Source organism: Pararhizobium mangrovi, from assembly GCF_006516965.1.
GTDB lineage: Bacteria > Pseudomonadota > Alphaproteobacteria > Rhizobiales > Rhizobiaceae > Pararhizobium_B > Pararhizobium_B mangrovi.
Map to the genome: position 1 here is coordinate 79,717 of NZ_VHLH01000014.1, position 20,201 is coordinate 99,917.

Genomic DNA, 20,201 nt, shown 5'->3' on the forward strand with positions numbered 1-20,201 from the left:
AAACGTCGACGCCGCCCGATGACGTTCTCCGGCCCTGAGCGGTGCGGCTAACTATCGTCCTGAACCTGCGCGTTCGATGCCGACTTGGCGAGGTCGATACCGTGCTGCGCGCTCTGCTTGGTCGAATAGCCCTCGGCGGAGTCGGCGACGATCTCTCCGTTGTCGGCTTTCAGGTGCCAGCGATATTCGCCCTTGTTGTCCTTGAAGATGTGAAATTTCATGGGTCTTCTCCCTTGCACAGGATGATCTGCGGTCCGGCGACGAACCCGCCGGCCATTTGCGGGACGCTTCGACCGCTCGCGTAGTTCCGTATCCAGCCGATTTTCCGTTGGAAGCCGCTACCCGGCCGCGGTGCGGACGATTTCGGCGAGGGAACGGTTTAGCCGTTTCAGGACGGCGTCGGCGTTCGCCCGATCGTCCGCCGGCCAGTCGCGGAACAGGTTCTCGATGCGTTTCAGCCGTTCCTCGCGCATGCGGCGGGCGGCGGCGAAGCCCGCCGGCGTGACGGTAAGCACCGTGGCACGCGCATCGCCGGGATGGCTTGTCTTTTCGACGAGGCCGCGCCGTTCCATGACGGCCACCTGCCGCGTGACCGTCGAGCCGTCGAGGAGCAGATGCTGCGCCGCCGCCACCACGGTCTGCGGCCCTTCCCGTTCGATCAAGCGGATCAGCAGGTAGTGCGCACGCTCCATCGGGTAGGTCCGCATGCGCTGCGCCGCTTCCAGGCCGCGGACGAGGAAGGCGAGCGTCTCCTCCAGATCCTCGATCGTCTCCGCACTCGTATGCGCGTCGCTTCGCGATCGGGCCAAGTCTAGATCTCCGTCCTGCCGATGCCGATGCCGATGCCGATGCTGGGCTTTCACCCGGTCGCTTTCCCCGACGCAAGGGGTTGCGCGACCGACGCGACGGATTTAGCTGTATGGTACAGCAAAATGCAAGAACGAAGCGGGAGCGCTCCCATGCAGGCCGAGACGACATCCGGAAAGGCGCCGAGTTTTTTCGACCAGCCGAAGGCCGTGTGGGCAACGGCGTTCGCTGCGGTCGTCGGCTTCATGAGCATCGGCCTCGTCGATCCGATCCTCGTTTCGATCGCCAGGGGCCTGCACGCGAGCGCCTCGCAGGTCTCGCTGCTCTTCACGAGCTACTTCGCGGTGACGTCGATCATGATGCTTGTCACCGGCTTCGTCGCGAGCCGGCTCGGCGGGCGCGCGACGCTCCTCCTCGGCGCAGCGCTCATCGTCGTCTTCGCAGGGCTCGCCGGCACCTCGAACTCGGTTCCCGAACTCGTCGCCTACCGCGCCGGCTGGGGGCTTGGAAACGCGTTCTTCGTCGTCACCGCGCTTTCGGTCATCGTCGCGGCCGGCCGCGGCGGCACGATGGCGGCGATCCTGATGTACGAATCCGCCCTCGGCCTCGGCATTTCCGCCGGCCCGCTTCTCGGCGCCGTGCTCGGCAACATGTCGTGGCGCTACCCCTTCTTCGGCACCGCGACGCTGATGGCGATCGGCTTCGTCGCCATCGCGCTCTTCCTCGGCAAGACGCCGACGCCGGAAAAGAAGATCTCGCTTACCGACCCGCTGGTCGCGCTCAAGCATGGCGGCCTGCGCACGACGGCCGTCAGCGCCTTCTTCTACAACTACGCCTTCTTCACCGTGCTCGCCTTCGTCCCCTTCGTCCTGAACATGTCGGCCTATACGGTCGGCGGCATCTTCTTCGGCTGGGGCCTGCTGCTGGCGCTCTTTTCCGTCGTCCTCGCACCGCGCCTGCAAAGCCGGTTTCCCGGGCTCGGCCTCGTCTCCTCGATGCTCGTCGTGCTCTGCCTCCTGCTCGTGGCGATCGCGCTCGGATCGCGCGGCATGGTGATCGCCGCCGTCGTCCTTGCCGGGGCGGTGATGGGCGTGAACAACACGATCTATACGGAGATGGCGCTCGAAGTATCGAACGCGCAGCGGCCCGTCGCCTCGGCCGGCTACAATTTCGTGCGCTGGTTCGCGGGCGTGGTCGCGCCCTTCGCCGCCCCCAAGATCGCCGAACTGACGACACCCGCGGTGAGCTTCCTCATCGCCGCCGCTTCCTGCCTGCTGGCGATCGCCGTGCTTTACGCCGGGCGCGACACGCTCGGACGCTTCGCCAGGCCGCACGAGGAGGAGATGACGTCGCAGGTCACCGCATCGTCCACCGCGCCTTAGGTGGAAGCGCGGCGTAAAGAGGTGAAACGCTCAGGCGTGGCCGGCCGCGGTGGAAAGCATGGCAGGGTTGATGCCCATCAGGGTCAGCACCTTGTCGTATTTCGATTCCAGATCGCGATCGAAGACCAGTTCGTCGCGTGCCGGACAGGTAAGCCAGCCATTGCGGGCGATCTCGTCCTCGAGCTGTCCGGGCGCCCAACTCGCGTAGCCGAGCATCATCGTCGCGCGCGACGGCCCCTTGCCGCCCGAGATGGCGCGCAGGATGTCCGTCGTCGCCGTCAGGCAGAGTTCGTCGCTGACCGGGATCGTCGAATCCGCGAGATAGTCGTGCGAATGCAGGACGAAGCCGCGGCCGGTATCGACCGGACCGCCCGCCTGCACCTGGAGCTTGCGCATGTGCGAAGGCAGACGGATCGTATCCTCGGCCTCGATCAGCTCGAGCTGGACGAGCAGGTCGGAAAAGCTCATGTCCCGCGCGCGGTTGAGCACGAAGCCCATCGCGCCGTCTTCGGAATGCGCGCAGACATAGATGACCGTGCGCTCGAACTCGTCGCTGTCGATCCCCGGCATGGCAAGCAGAAGCTGGCCATCGAGATAGCCGCGCCTGGTGTCCGTTTCTGCCGTGTCGAAACCTTTCATCGTGCGAGCCTAGCAAGTCGCAGGGGGATGAAAAAGCAAAAAGGGCGAGCAACGTGCCGCCGCCATCCGCAGCCGCGTCACGGCGAAATGAGCATCCGTGTACCCCGCCGCTCTGGCCACCGAACGGTGCCTGGCCTAAAGCGACCGCGGTCCTTCGATCATGAAAGAGGTGACGCCCGGCGATGTGCTCGATTTTTCGGAAGACGGCTTCGTATCACGCGGCATTGGGCGCCCTCGCCTGCCTCTTCCTTTCGGCGTCCGCATATGCCGCTTCCGACGATCCCGGCGCGAGCGCATGGACGGAAAGCGCCGGCGGGAGGGTGCGCGTGATCGCGACGCCGGCAACGAACGGCACCATCCATGCGGCCGTCGAAATCGCCTTGAAGCCGGGCTGGATCACCTATTGGCGCAATCCCGGCGAGGCCGGCATACCGCCTGAGGTCGAAACGGACGGCAGCATCAATGTCGCAGCCGCTTCCCTCGCCTTTCCGGCACCTCGCCGGATCGAGGAGAACGGGGTCGCGGCGATCGGCTACGACAGTCCGGTGACGCTTCCGCTCACCATCAGACAGCGCACGCCGGGCGGGGTGAGCGTTCTCGCCGTGCGTTTTCTCCTCGGCATGTGCCGCGATGTCTGCGTTCCGGTCTCGGGCACGGCGCACCTGAACGTCGAGCCGGCCGCACGCGCAGGCAGCAGCCGGCAGGCGCTGGCGATCGCGAAGGCCCGCGCGGCACTGCCGGAGGAGGCTTCCGCCGATTTCGCCGTCGAGAAGATACGCGCCGGCGACGACGGGAAGAGCGTCGTCGTCGAAGCGCGCCTGCCCGAAGGCGGCGACGCGAAGGCAGCGCGCCTCTTCCTCGCCGGGCCGGAAGGCTGGCAATTCGGCCTCGCCGGCGCGCCTGGCTCGATGTCCGGCGGCAGGGTGCGCTTCGGCGTTCCCGTTCTCAACCGACCCGACGGCGTGAGACTTGCCGGCACGGACCTGACCGCCGTCGTGACCGCCGCCGGCCGTAGTATGGAAACGACCGTTCGCGCCGATTGAGCCTCGACGAAGCGACCCTATCTCCACGCGTTCGAACCGTGTTCGCACAGATAAAGGAAAACACCATGACGATTTCGTCCGGCGATCGACTGCCCGAGGCCGCTTTCAAGGAACGCACGAGCGAGGGAATGCGCGAGACGACGACGGAAGAGATCTTCGCCGGGCGCAAGGTCGTGCTCTTCGCGGTTCCCGGCGCCTTCACGCCGACCTGCGACCTCAACCATCTGCCGGGCTACATCGAGCACAACGGCGCCATCCGCGCCAAGGGCGTCGACGAGATCGCCGTCGTCGCGGTGAACGACGCCTTCGTCATGGGTGCCTGGGCGGAACATTCCGGCGGCAAGGACAAGGTGCGCTTCCTTTCCGACTGGGACGCTTCCTTTACGAAGGCGATCGGCATGGAAACGGATCTTTCCGGCGGCACGCTCGGCCTGCGCTCGAAGCGCTACGCGATGATCGTCGAGGACGGCGTGGTGAAGACGCTCAACATCGAGGAAACGCCGGGCACGGCCGAAAAATCAGGCGCCGCGGCAATTCTCGAGCAGCTTTGAGCACTCGGCCCTTCAGGCGGCGCCGCGGCGTCGCTTGAAGGGCGCCATGCCTTCGCGGGCCAGTTCGTCGGCGCGCTCGTTCTCGGCGTGGCCGGCATGGCCCTTCACCCAGTGCCAGGAAATCGTATGGCGTTCGCGCGCCGCATCGAGCGCCTGCCAGAGTTCGGCGTTCTTGACCGGCTTCTTCGCCGCCGTCTTCCAGCCGTTCTTCTTCCAGTTGTCGATCCAGCTGCGAATGCCGTCGCGCAGATAGTTCGAGTCGGTATAGAGCGCGACCTCGCACGGCGTCTTCAGCGCTTCGAGCGCGGAGATCGCCGCCATCAGTTCCATGCGGTTGTTGGTCGTCGCCGCCTCGCCGCCGGAAAGCTCCTTCTGCGTGCCGTTGTAGCGCAGGATCGCGCCCCAGCCGCCCGGTCCCGGATTGCCCGAGCACGCGCCGTCGGTGAAGATCTCCACGCTTTTCACGATGCCTCGTCTCCTTCGTCGTCGATCCCGTAGTCGGCGATGGTCCCGACCGTGCGATGGAAATGCAGCCGCCGCAGATATTCGAACGGATCCTTCTTGACGACGAACGCGCCTTCGGGCGTCGCCAGCCAGTCATAAAGGCGCGTCAGGAAGAAGCGGAGCGCGGCACCGCGGGCAAGCGTCGGAAGGGCGGCCCGCTCGCCGGCCGTGAGCGTGCGTTCGCTCTCGTAGCCCTCAAGAAGTGCCCGCCCGCTGGCCCGGTCGAACGCGCCGTCCCGCGAAAAGCACCAGGCGTTCAGGCACACCGCGACGTCGTAGGCGAGAAGATCGTTGCAGGCGAAATAAAAGTCGATCAGCCCGGAAAGCCGGTCGTCGAGAAAGAAGACGTTGTCTGGAAAGAGGTCCGCATGGATGACCCCGCTCGGCAGGTCTCGAGGCCAGTTCGCCTCCAGGAACGCGAGTTCGCCCTTGATGTCGTCACCGAGGCCCGGACGCAGCGTCCGCGCATCGTCGCGCGAAGCGTTCCAGAGCGGGCGCCAGTCGGCAAGGGAAAGCGCGTTCGCACGGGTCAGCCCGAAGTCGGCGCCGGCGCGGTGCATGGCCGCCATCTCCGCCCCGACGGCATAACAGTGCCGTGGCGCGGGATCGCGTGGCCACATGCCTTCGAGGAAGGAGATGACTGCGGCCGGCCGGCCGGCAAGCTCGCCGATCAGCGCCCCGTCGTTGCGGTGGATCGGCAGCGGACAGGATAGCCCCTTTTCCGCCAGATGCTCCATCAGGCCGAGGAAGAACGGCAGGTCCTCCCGCGCCACGCGCTTTTCGTAGAGCGTCAGGATGTAGCTCGCGTCGTCGAGATGCAGCAGGAAGTTGGAATTCTCCACCCCCTCCGCGATGCCCTTGTAGGCGTGCATTCGCCCGACCGGGTAATCGGCGAGGAAGGCAGCGAGCTCTGCCTCGGTAATGTCGGTGTAGACGGCCACGCGAGCGTCAGCGGCCGCCGTTGACGAAGGCCATGTCGGCCGGCGTCAGGGCGACCTCGCGCAGTTCGCGATTGACCGGGAAATGCTCGGTCTCCTGAGCGGTTTCGGCGAGCGTCAGCGTGACGTCGAAGCGGGCGCGGAAGGCGTCGATGATCTCCTCGACCACCACTTCCGGCGCCGAGGCACCGGCGGAAAGGCCGAGCGTGCGCCACGCATGCGACTTGGACCAGTCGATCTCGTCGGCGCGCTGGACGAGCGCCGCGTCGCCCGAACCCGCGCGTTCGGCCACCTCGACGAGGCGGCGTGAATTGGAGGAGTTCGGTGCGCCGACGATCAGCACCATGTCGCACTCCGGCGCGACGGCGCGCACCGCCTCCTGCCGGTTGGTCGTGGCGTAGCAGATGGAGTCCGCCGAAGGTGGCGTGAGCGCCGGGAACCGGCTCTTCAGCACGTCGACGATGCCCGCCGTATCGTCGAGCGAGAGCGTCGTCTGCGTTACGAAACCCAGATTTTCGGTATCGGCCGGCCGATAGGTCTGCGCATCGTCGACGGTTTCGACCAGCGAAACCGCACCTTCGGGCAGCTGGCCCATGGTGCCGACGACCTCCGGGTGGCCGGCATGGCCGATGAGCACGACATGGCGGCCCTTGCGATGGTGGCGGATCGCCTGCTTGTGTACCTTGGAGACGAGCGGGCAGGTCGCGTCGAGATAGAACAGCTCGCGTTCGCGCGCATCGGCCGGCACCGCCTTCGGCACGCCGTGCGCGGAGAAGACGACCGGTTGCGCGCGATGGGCGTCCGGAATCTCGCTCAGTTCCTCGATGAACACGGCACCCTGGCTTTCGAGCGCCTCGACGACGAACCGGTTGTGCACGATCTCGTGGCGCACATAGACCGGCGCACCGTATTTCTTCAGCGCCAGCACGACGATCTGGATGGCGCGATCGACGCCCGCGCAAAAGCCGCGCGGGCCGCATAGCCGGATGGTGAGCGGCGCTTTGTCCATCGTCACGGCCTTTCCGTTCGAGCCTTCGATCCGGCCCGCATGAACCGGTCGGGGCGGGGTCGTGTCAAGTCTTAGCGACGTTCGTTCCCGCCCGTGTCGCGCCGGCGATACCACGAGCCGGCAAGCACGGCGAGGAGCACCAGCGCCAGCCCGTACCATGTGACGGCGTACTGCAGGTGATTGTTCGGCAGGTCGATCACCGTCACCCCGCCGATCGGCAGCGCGTTCGAGCCGGGCTTGCGCGCGGCATCGACGAAGAAGGGGACGAGGCGCGCATCCGTCAACCCCGTGGAGGCGGCCATCGCCTGCAAATCCTTCCAGTAGAAGATATTCCGCTTCGGTTCGTTCGCCGGCACGACCCAGGAAGGCTTTTGCGCCGGCGCTTCGCGGGCAAGGCCCGTCACCGTGACGGGTCCCTTCGACAGACTGTCGGGCCGGCTTGCCGGATCCTGGCGCCCGTCGGGCACGAAGCCGCGATTGACGAAGAGCGTCTCGCCGTCCTCTGTCGAAAGCGGCGTATAGACGAAGAAGCCCGGTGCCCCTTCGTGCGTCGCGAGGAAATGGCGTTCCTTCGTCTTGTCGAAAGTGCCGCGGACGGTGACGGGACGGTACTCGATCGGCTTGCCGGCCGAATGCATCGCCTCGATGCGCTTCAGCGGGACCGGCGGCTCGCGCATCCGTTCGTGGATCGTCGCAAGCAGCCCTTCCTTCCAGTGCAGGCGCTGAACCTGCCAGGTGCCGAGCGCGATCAGGATGCAGAAGACGACCGCCGCGAGCACGAGGGCGACGACCGTTCGCACCCGGCCGCCGCGCGGTCTCGAAGACGGCCGGGCATCGTGATCCGTGCTGCGGCTCACGGACGGCTCACCGGGAATCGATCTCGCCCTGGCGGGCGCTGTTTCGATACTGGAGCGCGATCATCACGCCCTTGAAGGGGCGCAGCGCCGCAAGGCACAGGACGGCCGCAAGCGGAATCCACAGCACGAAATGGAGCCAGAGCGGCGGCGCGAAGCGCACCTCCGACCAGAGAGCGAGGCCGACCACGAAGAAGCCGATCGCCATGATGACGAAGACCGCCGGCCCGTCGCCGGCGTCGGCGAAGCCGTAGTCAAGGCCGCAGCGCTCGCACCGCACCCGCGGCGCGACGAACCCGTCGAAGAGCGCGCCCTTGCCGCAACGCGGGCACCGGCCGGAAAGGCCGGCCCGTATCGCATCCGCAGGCAGGTAGGACGTCTCGTCATGCGTCATGGACGTCTCGCGTGCGCCGTCACCCGGCTATTCGGCAAGCATCGGAGCGCCCCAGCTTCCCCAAACATAGATGCAGAAGAAGAGGAAGAGCCAGACCACGTCGACGAAATGCCAGTACCAGGCCGCCGCCTCGAAGCCGAAATGCTTCTCCGGCGTGAACTGCCCCTTGATCGCGCGGATGAGGCACACGAGCAGGAAGATCGTGCCGATCATCACATGGAAACCGTGGAAGCCGGTCGCCATGAAGAACGTCGCGCCGAAAATGGAGTTCTTGAAGGCGAACGGCGCGTGAATGTACTCGTAGGCCTGGACCATGGAAAAGAGCGCGCCGAGCGCCACGGTCAGCACCAGCCCCATGATCATGCCCTTGCGGTCGCGATGGAGCAGCGCGTGGTGCGCCCATGTCACCGTCGTTCCGGAGAGAAGCAGGATGATGGTGTTGTAGAGCGGCAGATGCAGCGGATCCATGAACAGCGTGCCCTCGGGCGGCCACTGCCCGCCGAGGAACTGCGCCCGCGCGACCTGCTCGACCGAGTTCGGAAAGAGGCTCGCATCGAAATAGGCCCAGAACCACGCGACGAAGAACATCACCTCCGAGGCGATGAACATGATCATGCCGTAGCGCAGATGCAGCGAGACGACGCCGGTGTGGTAACCCTCCCGCCCTTCGCGGATCGTGTCCGACCACCACGAGAACATGGTGAAGAGGATGATGGCGAGGCCGATGAAGAAGAGCCACGGGCTCGCCAGGTCGATGCCGAAGAGCGAGAAATCCTTGCCCTGGGCATATTTCATGTAGCCGATGCCGCCGATCGCCATGACGAGCGCGCCGATCGATCCCGTGATCGGCCAGGGGCTCGGATTGACGATGTGGTAGTCGTGCTGTTTCTCGACGTTGGCCATGGCGGTCTCGAACCCTCTTCCCTCTGTTCTTTCCTTCCGCACCGGGCGGCAGGCCTTTCGTGTCGCCTGCCTTCCGGTTCGGCCGCGACGGCGTCAGGCCGACGTCATCTTGATGATCGTCACCACGTAGAAGATCACGACAAGGGCCGCCAACGCCAGCCCGATCGCGACGGATCGGCTTCGTCGCGCCCGCTTCTGCCCCTCCGTCAGGTTGACGCGATCCTTCATCAAAGCACGCCGGACGCCCGCAGCACGGCGACGCCGAGATGGTCGAGCAGCAACGCGCCGAAGATGATGGCGAGGTAGACGAGCGAGTAGCCGAAGAGGCGTTTGGCCGGAACCATTGCGCGGTCGCCCTCGGGCATGCGGAACACCTGCCATGCGCGGTGGACGAAGACGGCGCCGGCGACGACGGCCACGAGCCCGTAGACCGGGCTTGCGAAACCGAGAACGGCCGGCGCGACGGCGCTCGCCGCCATGACGACCGAATAGCCGAGGATCTGCCGCTTGGTCGCCGCCTCCCCGGCGACGTTGGGCAGCATCGGCACGCCGGCGCTGCCGTAGTCGCGCAGCTTGAAGAGAGCCAGCGCCCAGAAGTGCGGCGGCGTCCACAGGAACACGATCAGAAAGAGCACGAAGCTGTCGAGCGAGACCGAGCCGGTCACGCATGCCCAGCCGATCATCGGAGGAAAGGCGCCGGCCGCCCCGCCGATGACGATGTTCTGCGGCGTCAGGCGCTTCAGCCACGCCGTGTAGACGACGACGTAGAAGACGATGGTGAAGGCGAGGAAGGCGGCCGAGAACCAGTTGACCGCAAGCCCGAGCGTCATCACCGAGAAGAAGGCGAGCACGAGGCCGAAGGCCAGCGCCTCGCCGGGTCGTATGCGCCCGGAAGGCACGGGCCGGCCGGCGGTGCGCGTCATCACGCCGTCGATGTCGGCGTCGTACCACATGTTGAGCGCGCCGGCAGCACCGGCACCGACGGCGATGCACACGATCGCCACGAGGCCGATCAGCGGGTGGATCGTGCCCGGCGCAAGCACCATCCCGGTGATCGCGGTGAAGACCACGAGCTGCATGACGCGCGGCTTGAGCAGGCGCATAAAATCGCGTGCGCTGCCTTCCGAGAGGTCGGAAGCGAAGGGAAGACCGTCCTGCTCGTCGAATACCGTCATTGCCTGCCCATGAACGCAGCCCACCGCGCAGCCTCGATACGCCGCGCCGGAAAGGCCTTTCCTTCAATCGGGAAAGCCGCTCGAACGGCGGCTTTCCGTTTTCGTTCCCTGCCGATCACCGGATGCGCGGCAGCTGTTCCCACTGATGATAGGGCGGCGGCGAGGAAAGTTGCCATTCCAGCGTTGTCGCACCCTCGCCCCAGGGATTGTCTGCCGCCACCCGCTTCTTCGAGAAGGCTTCCCAAACGACGTAGAGGAAGATGACCACGCCGATCGCCGATATGTAGGAGCCGATCGAAGACACGAAGTTCCAGCCGGCGAACGCATCGGGATAGTCGATGTAGCGGCGCGGCATGCCGGCGAGCCCGAGGAAGTGCATCGGGAAGAAGATGAGGTTCACGCCGATGAACGTCACCCAGAAGTGCACGTTCGCCATGCGCTCGTTGTACATGTAGCCGAACATCTTCGGGAACCAGTAGTACCAGCCGCCGAAGATGGCGAAGACGGCGCCGAGCGAGAGCACGTAGTGGAAGTGCGCCACCACGAAATAGGTGTCCTGCAGCGGCCGGTCGAGGCCGGCGTTGGCGAGCTGGACGCCGGTGACGCCGCCGATGGTGAAGAGGAAGATGAAGCCGATCGCCCACAGCATCGGCGTGCGGAACTCGATCGACCCTCCCCACATCGTCGCGATCCAGGAGAACACCTTCACGCCCGTCGGCACGGCGATCACCATCGTCGCGAAGACGAAGTAGCGCTGCGTGTTGAGCGAGATGCCGGTCGTGTACATGTGGTGCGCCCACACGACGAAGCCGACCGCGCCGATCGCCACCATGGCGTAGGCCATGCCGAGATAGCCGAAGACCGGCTTCTTGGAGAAGGTCGACACGATGTGGCTGATCATGCCGAAGCCGGGCAGGATCAGGATGTAGACTTCCGGGTGCCCGAAGAACCAGAAGAGGTGCTGGAAGAGGATCGGGTCGCCGCCGCCCGACGGCTCGAAGAAGGTCGTGCCGAAGTTGCGGTCCGTCAAAAGCATGGTGATCGCGCCGGCCAGCACCGGCAGCGAGAGAAGCAGCAGGAACGCCGTCACCAGCACCGACCAGGCGAAGAGCGGCATCTTGTGCAGCGTCATGCCCGGGGCGCGCATGTTGAAGATCGTCGTGATGAAGTTGATCGCGCCGAGGATCGACGAGGCGCCTGCGATGTGCAGCGCCAGGATCGCCATGTCGACGGCCGGCCCCGGCTGGCCCACCGTCGAGAACGGCGGATACATCGTCCACCCCCCGCTGACGCCGTAGGCCCCCGGCGCTCCGGGCACGAAGAACGACATGAGCAACAGCAGGAAGGCCGGCGGCAGCAGCCAGAACGAGATGTTGTTCATGCGCGGGAACGCCATGTCCGGCGCGCCGATCATGATCGGTACCATCCAGTTGCCGAAGCCGCCGATCATCGCCGGCATGACCATGAAGAAGATCATGATCAGGCCGTGGGCGGTGACGAAGGCGTTGTACATGTTCTTGCCGCCGTCGACGGCCGCCGCGTCGGCGTAGCCGTAGACCATCTGGGCGAGACCGGTGAAGATCTGGATGCCCGGCTCCTGCAGCTCGGCGCGCATGGCGACGGAAAGCAGGCCGCCGATGATCCCCGCGACGATCGCGAAGATCAGGTACATCGTGCCGATGTCCTTGTGGTTCGTCGAATAGAGCCACCGCTGCACGAAGCCCTTCGGGCGGTGGTCGTGGCTCTCGTGAAGAGCTGCGTCAGCCATTCCTCGTCACTCCCTGCCCGTGGACGTACCGGGCGTCGTGTTCTGCGTCGCGCCTTGGGACCCGTATGGAGGCTCGTGTGCGGCGGCATCGGCAAGGCGTACCGTGCCTGCGCGTTCGCCCGAAGCCACATCGTCGTTCTTCCGCCCGGCGGCGATCGAAGCGCGCAACTGCTTGTTGGCCGAGCCCAGATCCTTGGCTGCCGAAGCGGCCCAGTTCCTGTACTGCTCGGGCGTGACCGCCCTGACGGCGATCGGCATGAAGGCGTGGTTCTGCCCGCACAGCTCCGAGCACTGGCCGTAGTAGATGCCGGGCTTTTCGACCTTGAACCAGGCCTCGTTGATGCGTCCGGGAATGGCGTCCATCTTCACGCCGAACGACGGCATGGCGAAGGAATGGATGACGTCGCCGGACGTCACCAGCACGCGAACGACCTTGCCGACCGGCACCACCATCTCGTTGTCGACGGCGAGAAGCCGCGGGTACTGCGCCATGTCGGTCTTGTCGGCGTCCTTGCGGCCGTCGGCGTCGAGCATCAGCGAATCGAACGAGACGTCCTGCTTGCCTCCGCCCTGATAGTCGTAGCTCCAGTACCACTGGTGGCCCGTCGCCTTGACCGTCACGGCCGGCGGCGCCGGCGGCGAATACTGCGCGGTCAGCAACTGGAAGGAAGGGATCGCGATGAACAGGAGCACGAGCACCGGCAGCACCGTCCAGGCCACCTCGATCAGCGTGTTGTGGCTGGTGCCGGAGGGCGTCGGGTTGGCGCTTGCGCGAAAGCGGAACATGACGATGCCGAGAAGCGCCATGACGAGCACCACGATCGGCACCACGAACCACATGGTGTAGTTCGCGAACCACTGGATCTGCGCCATGATGTCGGTCGCCGCCGGCTGGAACTGGGTCTCCCAGTCCGTCGGCTTCGCCGCGAACGCTCCGGTGGCGCAGGCCGGAACGGTTGCCCCGGCGAGAACGACGAATCGCATCGCTTTCAAAAGGCTCACTCCCTCTCGCATTCCAGCCCCTCTCGCGTTTCGCGCGTACCGTTGAACCGACACGACGCCAAAGACCCTCTCCCGCCTCAACGCTTGAAACCATAGTTTATCCTTCTTCGCAACTGGCGTACACGAAGCAGGTGCGGCATATCTTCACGGGCGCACGCGTCGCAGGTGGCGTGCCAGGCGTACGCCGATCGACGGCATTTTCGCCCGCGATGCGGACGCTGCGGTTCGCATTGCCCGGCACGCGGGGACGCACGCGCTTTCGTACGGCCGCGAAAGGCTCTAGAAGCGCGTGGCAAAGGATCAACGAGCGAAGGCCATCGCAACCATCATGCTTTCCCCGTCCGACGTGAATGCCCGTATCAAAAGCTCGTGTGCGCGGGGCGAACGCACCGGGCGCACTTTCGTGCAGGTGGCGACGGCGCTTGCCGCCGCCGCCTTCCTGGCGAGCGCGGCGGCACCGGTCCTTGCGCAGGGCGTGGCACCGGGGGGCACCGTCGAGGCCAAACACGGCGCCTGGTCGACCGTATGCGGAACGCCGCCCGGCGCGCCGGGCAGGCAATGCGCGCTGATGCAGCTCGTCGTCGCCAAGGACCAGCCGAACGTGGCGATTTCCGTGGTCGCGCTGAAGACGGCGGACGGCGAGGCGCGTATCCTCAAGATCCTGACGCCGCTCGGCGTTCTCCTGCCGAAGGGCCTCGGCCTCTTCATCGACGGCAAGAGCATCGGCCGGGCCTATTTCCTCGTCTGCAGGGAGGAAGGCTGCCAGGTGGAGGTGACGATCGACGACCAGCTCCTGAAGACGTTGAAGAGCGGCAAGCAGGCCGTCTTCACCCTCTACAAGACGCAGGAAGAAGGCATCGGCATTCCCGTCGACCTTACCGGTTTCGGCGAGGGCTTCGACGCCCTGCCCTGAAAGCCGCCGGATCTCGGCCCCCGATCGTGGTTCCCGATCGCGTCCGCCAATCACGGCCCCGGATCGCGACCCCGGATCGCGACATCGACGCCCGTTTCCTTGCCGGTGATCGCCCAAGGCCTTACATCGCACCGATCAGCCGAAAGGATCGAGCCCGATGTCGAGTGATCTCCTAACCCTCTTCGATTGCGACGAGGACACGCTTCGCCGCCACGTCGCCGACACCCTCGCCGACGCCGACGACGGCGAGCTCTTCGTCGAGCACAAGCAGGCCGAATCGCTGCTCTTCGACAATGGCCGGCTGCGCTCGGGCTCCTTCGACACCGACCAGGGCTTCGGCCTGCGCGCCGTCGCTGGCGAGGCGATCGGGTTCGCGCATGCGGGCGAACTCTCCATGGCGGCGCTGAAGCGCGCCGGCGACGCCGTCGGTGCCGTCACGCGCGGCTATTCCGGCACCTACGCCGCCCCGCCGCAGGGCACGAACCGCAAGCTCTACGGCGAGGACAATCCGATCGGCGAGCCGAGCTTCGAGGCGAAGGTCAAGCTCCTGCAGGAGATCGACGCCTATCTGCGCGGCAAGGATCCGAAGGTGCGCCAGGTCACGGCCTCGCTGGCCGCGAGCTACCAGATCGTCGACATCCTGCGCGCCGACGGCCATCGCGTGCGCGACGTGCGTCCACTGACCCGCGTCAACGTCTCGGTCGTCGCCGGCGACGGAGACCGGCAGGAGACGGGCTCCTACGGAATGGGCGGTCGCCGCGCCTTCGGCGAGTTCGTCGCCGAGGAAAGCTGGAAATTCGCCGCCGACGAAGCGCTGCGCCAGGCGCTCGTCAACCTTGAAGCCGTCGACGCGCCGGCCGGCACGATGGACATCGTGCTCGGCTCCGGCTGGCCCGGCGTCATGCTGCACGAGGCGGTCGGCCACGGGCTCGAAGGCGACTTCAACCGCAAGAAGACCTCCGCCTTCGCCGGCCTTCTCGGCGAACAGGTCGCGGCGAAAGGCGTGACGGTCGTCGACGACGGAACGATCGAGGCGCGCCGCGGCTCGCTGACGGTCGACGACGAGGGAACGCCGTCCGGCTACAACGTGCTGATCGAGGACGGCAAGCTGGTCGGCTACATGCAGGACCGGCAGAACGCGCGCCTGATGGGCATGGAAGCGACCGGCAACGGCCGGCGCCAAAGCTACGCCCATTCGCCGATGCCCCGCATGACGAACACCTACATGCTCGGCGGCGACAAGACGCCGGACGAGATCATCTCGTCTGTGAAGCGCGGCCTCTACGCCGTCTCCTTCGGCGGCGGCCAGGTCGACATCACGTCGGGCAAGTTCGTCTTCGGCTGCACGGAAGCCTACATGATCGAGGACGGCAAGATCGGCCGGCCGGTCAAGGGCGCCATGCTGATCGGCAACGGCCCGGAAGCGATGAAGCGCGTCTCGATGGTCGGCAACGACCCCAAGCTCGACACCGGCATCGGCATGTGCGGCAAAGCCGGCCAGGGCGTCCCCGTCGGCGTCGGCCAGCCGCACCTCAGGATGGACCGCGTGACGGTCGGCGGCACGCAGACGTGAGGCGTGATGGCGCGATAAGCGGCACTTCCAGCATTGCGGACGAAGCTCGTTTATAGCGTCGTTTTGGATGTGGTCTGCCGAACGGGCGCGAGGATATCCGGCCTTTGAAGTTTGAACTATCGTCGGTCCAAGACACCGGAAAACCGAAGCGATTTTCACCGACCGCAAGATCGAACGCATCCAGATTACGCGCCAACCGAATACACAGTCTCGCTGTCGGAACCTCCACAGCTTGCGTGTTGATACTGCCGACTTGGGTCATCGTTCTGTACAAGGGTTTTTATCTTGAACCGCTCGTTCTTCATTTGAAACGCACGCGAACGCCGCGAAGGGACTCGCCGGCGCTCCCCTCCTCCGACGACATCACCCAACGCAGGACGTCATCCTCGGGCTCGACCCGAGGATCCAACCCCGTCGCAATACGAACGGCGTACCGGCTCGAGCACGGATCGAGCTTTACAGTGGGCACCCGACACCTTGATCGTATGGTGAGGTGGTTGGATCCTCGGGTCGAGCCCGAGGATGACGCAAGGATAGGATGAGGCGTCCCTTCGGCGGGCCTTGCCGACAATGCTACGCTGAAGCGACATCGCCGGCGCTTCCAACAGGAATAAAGTGCTTGAGGGCGGGGAGGATTCCGCTCGCAATCGCGACGGCCACCGTTTGCTTCGCACACTGCCTTCTTTTCGAGATCGAGCGATCGCAATCTGTAATCGGCTCCTGCTCTTGGTTCCGATCGTCGGCACAGGCGGCATTCTCCTCGAACGGCGTCTCATGCCGGTTTCCCGTCCGCAGGATCGCCGTTCTGGCAAATAGGCCTATGCGCCGCTTCGTTTGAGTCGGTATGCAAGAAGAATGCGATCGTGCGCGACCAGCACCGAAGCGTTCGTCGATCACCTCGCCCTCTCATTGCTACCATTCGTGGAACCGCGACGCCCTCGCCCCGTTTGCTCACGACGATGTGAGAGCGGAGCGACGCCCATGAACCGCAGACGTGGCGCCTCCGCGGCCCTTCGCAAGGTAAACGCCTCGCTGTGGATCTGGCCGCTCGTCGCAGTTGCCATATCCTATGTGGTGGGCATCGTGCTCAGCGCCGTACCGTGGGGGCCGACAGGCTTCGACAGCGTCCTCTTCCGCGCTGGCCCTTCCGGCGCGCGCACCGTGCTGACGGCGCTCGTCGGCGGCCTGGTCACCGCGCTCAGCGTCATCTTTTCGCTGACGATCACCGGCCTGCAGACCGTCCACCAGCAATATTCGCCGCGGCTCCTGCGCAACTTCATGCGCGACGGCGCGACGAAGATCACGCTCGGCGTCTTCGCCGGTACGGTCTCCTACATGCTCGCCGTGCTGCGCTCCCTGCCCGGCTCCGATAGCGCGGAAGAGCCGCCGCGGCTGGCGATCTTCTTCGGCATGTTCCTCTTCCTCGCCTGCGTCGGCATCGTCGCCTATTTCGCCCAGCACATCACGAACTCGATCCGCGTGCAGCGCGCCATGAACCGCGTCATGGGCGATACGCACTACGCGATCGACCTCGCGCAGGGCATGACGGCGCAACACCCGCGCGCCGTCACACGCGAGGCACTGCCGCATCCGCCGGCCGGCGCGCTCGTCGTCGACATCTGGCGAAACGGCTACGTGCGCGAGGTAGACGTCGAGCGGCTCGCCGCCTTCGCACGCAAGACCGCCGCCTCGGTCCGCATCCGCCCGATGATCGGCGACTATGTCGTCGCCGGCACGCCGCTCGCCTGGGTCTGGTCGCGAAACGGCGCCGACCTAGATGCCGAGACCGTCCGACACGCCCTTGGAAAGACGATCGACATCGGTCCGGACCGTACGGAAGACACCGACGTCTCCTACGGCCTGCGCCAGTTCGTCGACGTCGCCGTGCGCGCCATGTCGCCTTCGCTCAACGACCCCTATACGGCGATCCAGGCGATCGACCACATGACGGAGATCGTCTGCCGGCTCGCCCGCGACGGCGTGCCCGGCGGCATCGTGCGCGACGAGGACGGCGCGCTCCTCGTCGCCCCGCCCGGCCTCGACCTCGCCGGCTACGTGCAGCTCGCCGTCGAACAGCCCGCCCGCTACGGCGGCGCGGAGCCGTCCGTCGTCGTGCGCCTCCTCCAGCTCGTCCGCAACGCCGCCGCGCTGGCCCCCGAAGAAGCCCGACCGGCGCTGCGCGAAGAAGTCGAACGCATCCGCCGCCACGCAACCGACCAGGCCAGAAACGACACCGACCTCGCCCCCATTCAGGAGGAAGCCGAAGCGGCACTCGCCTGGCTGGACGGCAAGGTCACCTACCCGGAGGCTTCGCCGGTGCGGTTGTAGGCGGCGATCCGGAGCCGGACCGTCTCCCTGCAAATGCCGCGTCCACACGGTGCACTTTCCGAAGTGCGAAAACATCATTCCTTAATTAGATAAAGCTTTTAAGCCTTTCTAAACGCTCGCTCATCGATACTTGCAGTGAGGCAATGCGGCCTTTCCGTCATCGCACTTATGGCAATATCAAAATGATTTTTCGAGGTTTTACCGGAGACCGTCGCGGCGCGACCGCCATCGAATTCGCGATCCTAGGTCCGATCTTCTTTCTTCTGACATTCGCGATTCTCGAAACCGGTCTTTTACTGCTCGGTCAACTCGGCATCGACCAAGCTGCAAAGGAAGCTGCCCGGATCGTTCGCATCAACAAAGTTGCCAACGACGGGATGAGCGAGCAGGCGTTCCGCCGGATGATCTGCAACGCGTCCATCGTCCCCATCACCTGTAGCAAGCTTCAAATCGACCTTCATCGCGCTCCAAGCTTCGCCTCCTTCGAACCGTCGCCGCCGGTACGGGAGGGCAAGATCAATACGACTGGTTTCCAGTTCGATCCGGGTGCTCCCGGTACGATCATGGAGATGCGGGTCTACTACGCTTGGCCTCTCGTCGCCGACCTCGTACATCGTTATTATTCGAATATCGATGACGGTAATTATCTGATTTCATGGGTCACGTTCTTTCGTAACGAGCCGAAGGCTAAATACATGAGCGAAGAAACCGAGTAAGACTTATTAAATGATGAAATCCGTATTTAACTCGTTTGATTGCGCTAACCATCTTCCCTGTAAATGTTCCGCGTCTATTCGTGGGTAAACGCTCATGCTACATCGACCAAAAAACATATTATCCCGGTTGTGGAAGGATCGCGGCGGCGCGGCTGCGATCGAATTCGCCTTCGTTCTTCCTGTCCTCGTCGTACTCTATCTGGGCCTTGTCGAAGCAAGCTTCGCAATCGTTGCGCACCAGAAGACCGAGGAAACGGCATCGACGATCGGAGACCTTATCGCGCAGGACACGGAACTGAGTGATGACGGCATCGACGACCTTTTCGATATCGCCACGGCGACGATGTATCCCTATTCGGTTCGATCCTTGAGGATCCAGGTAGCCGGCCTCAGGATGAACGACGAGGGACATTTCACGAGGCAATGGCACCACGACAGCGACGACAACATGCCCGGGCTCGACGCAGATACGCTCGGTCCGGCGTTGAGCAGGACGAACGGCAATTTCCTCGTGGTTGCCCGAACCTTCTACGACTACCAACCGATGACGCGCTTCCTCTTCGGCAAACCACTCGAAATGAAAAGCCTGAACGTCACACGGGCCCGTCTGACAACAGATCTGGAGTGTACCGGATGCACGAGATGAAGGACCCGACCGTCGCAGCCGACCTGCGAGCGGCACTACGGCGTTTGAGACAGGATCGTAGGGGCAACTTTGCGGTCCTCACGGCCTTGATGATCATCCCCCTCTTCGGCCTTTCCGGCCTTGCGATCGACTACGCGCGTGCGACCGATACGCGGGCCTATATGCAGGACAAGAGCGATGCCATTGCACTGGCGATGGCGTCCCGGGGACCAGACAATACGGACGCGGCACTTCTCGATGCGATGGTGCAGAAAGCCCGCAGCGGGGAAACCTGGACCCAGCTGGATTTTGAGGGCTCGTGGATCAATGTGGGCGACTATCAGGTGACGGCCAGCGCGTCGTTGCCACTTACGCTCGCGCGCTTCATTCCGGGTGTGACGACGGCACTCGCGATCAGAACCAGCGCTACGGCCCGCTACAATGGCATCAAGAAACAGTACGAGCCGCCCATACCCCTCAAACTCACGTCGGACGCATGGGATTACAACGAGGTTTCCGCGTACTGCTACAACCCCGTAACCGATACGCGGGGCAGAGAAACCCCGATCTACGACAACACCGACAGGGAGGGGGACGACTATCAGGGCGCCGCCATGCCGGAATGCGACGCGGACGAAACGCTCAGTTATCATCTGATGAACATTTGGAACGGTTTGAACGGCGGAGACTATCAGACCGTCAAGGACGACCCGGAATCGCACGCGGGTCGGATTCACGATTACTACACGGACACGACGATCAGAGATCACAGGGAAGTCTACAATATGCCGTACGATCTGCTCGATTCGTACAGCTGCGCCACCGTCGAAGACTGCGATCGGAACCAGGGCAAAGATGGAAGTGTCCAGAACGGATCGGCTGATCAGGATGGGAAGGACGACGAGTTCTGCTCCAAAACCTATACATACTATGGATGGGAAGATCGTCCCGACCATATTGCCGACGGTGAAGCCGACTGGAACGATATTCGGTTGATCATCAAATGCCCCGTCACCGTAAAGACCGGGCTGCACACCGTCGCCCTCGTCGAGTGAGGCCATTCCGCACTATCGGATA

The 20,201-nt window shown here is 64.7% G+C and carries 23 protein-coding genes; 9 read left to right on the forward strand and 14 right to left on the reverse strand.

The genetic code is table 11. The annotated features are described in order from the left end of the window. Positions 1 to 47 precede the first annotated feature (47 nt). Together FJU11_RS08985 and FJU11_RS08990 are read right to left on the reverse strand one after the other, a co-directional pair. Complete coding sequence (locus FJU11_RS08985) at positions 48 to 221, reverse strand: YegP family protein (RefSeq protein ID WP_141166708.1); 174 nt, start codon at positions 219 to 221, stop codon at positions 48 to 50. 117 nt (positions 222 to 338) lie between these two features. Then, positions 339 to 809 carry a MarR family winged helix-turn-helix transcriptional regulator gene (locus tag FJU11_RS08990; protein WP_141166709.1) on the reverse strand — a complete coding sequence of 157 codons (471 nt, stop codon included), beginning with the start codon at positions 807 to 809 and terminating at the stop codon, positions 339 to 341. Between the two features lie 150 nt (positions 810 to 959). Between FJU11_RS08990 and FJU11_RS08995 the strand changes: the two genes are divergently transcribed. Then, positions 960 to 2,189, forward strand: coding sequence for an MFS transporter (locus FJU11_RS08995; protein ID WP_141166710.1), 1,230 nt, complete (start codon positions 960 to 962; stop codon positions 2,187 to 2,189). A gap of 30 nt (positions 2,190 to 2,219) precedes the next feature. Here the strand turns inward: FJU11_RS08995 and FJU11_RS09000 are convergent, their stop codons facing one another. Next, positions 2,220 to 2,828 (reverse strand): YqgE/AlgH family protein, encoded by a 609-nt coding sequence (locus FJU11_RS09000; RefSeq protein WP_141166711.1) that lies wholly within the window; start codon positions 2,826 to 2,828, stop codon positions 2,220 to 2,222. Positions 2,829 to 3,010: 182 nt separating this feature from the next. Here FJU11_RS09000 and FJU11_RS09005 point away from each other — a divergent pair, with 182 nt between their 5' ends. Then, on the forward strand, positions 3,011 to 3,871 hold the full coding sequence (locus FJU11_RS09005) for a protein-disulfide reductase DsbD domain-containing protein (protein WP_141166712.1): 861 nt from the start codon (positions 3,011 to 3,013) through the stop codon (positions 3,869 to 3,871). Positions 3,872 to 3,936: 65 nt separating this feature from the next. Then, positions 3,937 to 4,422 (forward strand): peroxiredoxin, encoded by a 486-nt coding sequence (locus FJU11_RS09010; protein WP_141166713.1) that lies wholly within the window; start codon positions 3,937 to 3,939, stop codon positions 4,420 to 4,422. 12 nt (positions 4,423 to 4,434) lie between these two features. Here FJU11_RS09010 and rnhA read toward each other — a convergent pair whose 3' ends face one another. The 10 genes from rnhA to coxB form a co-directional block, all read right to left on the reverse strand. After that, positions 4,435 to 4,890: a ribonuclease HI gene (gene rnhA / locus FJU11_RS09015; RefSeq protein WP_407946690.1), complete on the reverse strand. Its 456-nt coding sequence runs from the start codon at positions 4,888 to 4,890 to the stop codon at positions 4,435 to 4,437. Continuing rightward, the gene (locus FJU11_RS09020; RefSeq protein WP_141166715.1) at positions 4,884 to 5,867 is read right to left on the reverse strand and encodes a homoserine kinase; all 984 of its coding nucleotides are present in this window, start codon (positions 5,865 to 5,867) and stop codon (positions 4,884 to 4,886) included. Before FJU11_RS09020 ends, rnhA begins: the two co-directional genes overlap by 7 nt. Before the next feature lie 7 nt (positions 5,868 to 5,874). Further along, positions 5,875 to 6,873 carry a 4-hydroxy-3-methylbut-2-enyl diphosphate reductase gene (gene ispH, locus FJU11_RS09025; RefSeq protein ID WP_141166716.1) on the reverse strand — a complete coding sequence of 333 codons (999 nt, stop codon included), beginning with the start codon at positions 6,871 to 6,873 and terminating at the stop codon, positions 5,875 to 5,877. 71 nt (positions 6,874 to 6,944) lie between these two features. Further along, a complete protein-coding gene (locus tag FJU11_RS09030; protein ID WP_141166717.1) occupies positions 6,945 to 7,730 on the reverse strand; it encodes an SURF1 family protein in 786 nt (261 codons plus the stop codon). 7 nt (positions 7,731 to 7,737) lie between these two features. Next, positions 7,738 to 8,121, reverse strand: coding sequence for a DUF983 domain-containing protein (locus tag FJU11_RS09035; RefSeq protein WP_141166718.1), 384 nt, complete (start codon positions 8,119 to 8,121; stop codon positions 7,738 to 7,740). A 27-nt stretch (positions 8,122 to 8,148) separates the two neighbouring features. Beyond that, positions 8,149 to 9,024, reverse strand: a complete 876-nt coding sequence (locus tag FJU11_RS09040; protein ID WP_141166719.1) for a cytochrome c oxidase subunit 3 — start codon at positions 9,022 to 9,024, stop codon at positions 8,149 to 8,151. Positions 9,025 to 9,117: 93 nt separating this feature from the next. Beyond that, positions 9,118 to 9,252 (reverse strand): hypothetical protein, encoded by a 135-nt coding sequence (locus FJU11_RS18740; RefSeq protein ID WP_268935194.1) that lies wholly within the window; start codon positions 9,250 to 9,252, stop codon positions 9,118 to 9,120. Continuing rightward, a complete protein-coding gene (locus FJU11_RS09045; RefSeq protein ID WP_141166720.1) occupies positions 9,252 to 10,199 on the reverse strand; it encodes a heme o synthase in 948 nt (315 codons plus the stop codon). Before FJU11_RS09045 ends, FJU11_RS18740 begins: the two co-directional genes overlap by 1 nt. Before the next feature lie 115 nt (positions 10,200 to 10,314). Beyond that, the gene (gene ctaD, locus FJU11_RS09050) at positions 10,315 to 11,967 is read right to left on the reverse strand and encodes a cytochrome c oxidase subunit I (protein WP_141166721.1); all 1,653 of its coding nucleotides are present in this window, start codon (positions 11,965 to 11,967) and stop codon (positions 10,315 to 10,317) included. Between the two features lie 6 nt (positions 11,968 to 11,973). After that, positions 11,974 to 12,960, reverse strand: coding sequence for a cytochrome c oxidase subunit II (gene coxB / locus FJU11_RS09055; RefSeq protein WP_407946691.1), 987 nt, complete (start codon positions 12,958 to 12,960; stop codon positions 11,974 to 11,976). A gap of 412 nt (positions 12,961 to 13,372) precedes the next feature. Here coxB and FJU11_RS09060 point away from each other — a divergent pair, with 412 nt between their 5' ends. Both FJU11_RS09060 and tldD read left to right on the forward strand, forming a co-directional pair. Next, complete coding sequence (locus tag FJU11_RS09060) at positions 13,373 to 13,882, forward strand: invasion associated locus B family protein (RefSeq protein ID WP_407946689.1); 510 nt, start codon at positions 13,373 to 13,375, stop codon at positions 13,880 to 13,882. 157 nt (positions 13,883 to 14,039) lie between these two features. Further along, positions 14,040 to 15,455 carry a metalloprotease TldD gene (tldD, locus tag FJU11_RS09065; protein WP_141166723.1) on the forward strand — a complete coding sequence of 472 codons (1,416 nt, stop codon included), beginning with the start codon at positions 14,040 to 14,042 and terminating at the stop codon, positions 15,453 to 15,455. Positions 15,456 to 16,028: 573 nt separating this feature from the next. On the opposite strand, the gene FJU11_RS18275 is transcribed toward tldD, so the two are convergent. Next, positions 16,029 to 16,352, reverse strand: coding sequence for a hypothetical protein (locus FJU11_RS18275; protein WP_181408112.1), 324 nt, complete (start codon positions 16,350 to 16,352; stop codon positions 16,029 to 16,031). Positions 16,353 to 16,436: 84 nt separating this feature from the next. On the opposite strand from FJU11_RS18275, the gene FJU11_RS09070 reads away from it, so the two are divergent. From FJU11_RS09070 to FJU11_RS09085, 4 genes are all read left to right on the forward strand, one after another. Next, positions 16,437 to 17,783 carry a DUF2254 domain-containing protein gene (locus tag FJU11_RS09070; protein WP_181408113.1) on the forward strand — a complete coding sequence of 449 codons (1,347 nt, stop codon included), beginning with the start codon at positions 16,437 to 16,439 and terminating at the stop codon, positions 17,781 to 17,783. Positions 17,784 to 17,965: 182 nt separating this feature from the next. Next, complete coding sequence (locus FJU11_RS09075) at positions 17,966 to 18,499, forward strand: TadE/TadG family type IV pilus assembly protein (RefSeq protein WP_181408114.1); 534 nt, start codon at positions 17,966 to 17,968, stop codon at positions 18,497 to 18,499. A gap of 94 nt (positions 18,500 to 18,593) precedes the next feature. Beyond that, the gene (locus FJU11_RS18840; RefSeq protein WP_141166726.1) at positions 18,594 to 19,145 is read left to right on the forward strand and encodes a TadE/TadG family type IV pilus assembly protein; all 552 of its coding nucleotides are present in this window, start codon (positions 18,594 to 18,596) and stop codon (positions 19,143 to 19,145) included. After that, positions 19,133 to 20,179 (forward strand): TadE/TadG family type IV pilus assembly protein, encoded by a 1,047-nt coding sequence (locus FJU11_RS09085; RefSeq protein ID WP_181408115.1) that lies wholly within the window; start codon positions 19,133 to 19,135, stop codon positions 20,177 to 20,179. Before FJU11_RS18840 ends, FJU11_RS09085 begins: the two co-directional genes overlap by 13 nt. The last annotated feature ends 22 nt before the right edge of the window (positions 20,180 to 20,201 follow it).

Bases quoted from the DNA above. Each gene is read 5' to 3' on its own strand.
- FJU11_RS09000 (WP_141166711.1), bottom strand. From the start codon at position 2,828: ATGAAAGGTTTCGACACGGCAGAAACGGACACCAGGCGCGGCTATCTC.
- FJU11_RS08985 (WP_141166708.1), bottom strand. From the start codon at position 221: ATGAAATTTCACATCTTCAAGGACAACAAGGGCGAATATCGCTGGCAC.
- FJU11_RS08995 (WP_141166710.1), top strand. From the start codon at position 960: ATGCAGGCCGAGACGACATCCGGAAAGGCGCCGAGTTTTTTCGACCAG.
- tldD (WP_141166723.1), top strand. From the start codon at position 14,040: ATGTCGAGTGATCTCCTAACCCTCTTCGATTGCGACGAGGACACGCTT.
- FJU11_RS18740 (WP_268935194.1), bottom strand. From the start codon at position 9,252: ATGAAGGATCGCGTCAACCTGACGGAGGGGCAGAAGCGGGCGCGACGA.
- FJU11_RS18840 (WP_141166726.1), top strand. From the start codon at position 18,594: ATGCTACATCGACCAAAAAACATATTATCCCGGTTGTGGAAGGATCGC.
- FJU11_RS09045 (WP_141166720.1), bottom strand. From the start codon at position 10,199: ATGACGGTATTCGACGAGCAGGACGGTCTTCCCTTCGCTTCCGACCTC.
- ispH (WP_141166716.1), bottom strand. From the start codon at position 6,873: ATGGACAAAGCGCCGCTCACCATCCGGCTATGCGGCCCGCGCGGCTTT.
- FJU11_RS09075 (WP_181408114.1), top strand. From the start codon at position 17,966: ATGATTTTTCGAGGTTTTACCGGAGACCGTCGCGGCGCGACCGCCATC.
- FJU11_RS09010 (WP_141166713.1), top strand. From the start codon at position 3,937: ATGACGATTTCGTCCGGCGATCGACTGCCCGAGGCCGCTTTCAAGGAA.
- FJU11_RS09035 (WP_141166718.1), bottom strand. From the start codon at position 8,121: ATGACGCATGACGAGACGTCCTACCTGCCTGCGGATGCGATACGGGCC.
- ctaD (WP_141166721.1), bottom strand. From the start codon at position 11,967: ATGGCTGACGCAGCTCTTCACGAGAGCCACGACCACCGCCCGAAGGGC.
- FJU11_RS09040 (WP_141166719.1), bottom strand. From the start codon at position 9,024: ATGGCCAACGTCGAGAAACAGCACGACTACCACATCGTCAATCCGAGC.
- FJU11_RS09070 (WP_181408113.1), top strand. From the start codon at position 16,437: ATGAACCGCAGACGTGGCGCCTCCGCGGCCCTTCGCAAGGTAAACGCC.
- FJU11_RS09005 (WP_141166712.1), top strand. From the start codon at position 3,011: ATGTGCTCGATTTTTCGGAAGACGGCTTCGTATCACGCGGCATTGGGC.
- FJU11_RS09085 (WP_181408115.1), top strand. From the start codon at position 19,133: ATGCACGAGATGAAGGACCCGACCGTCGCAGCCGACCTGCGAGCGGCA.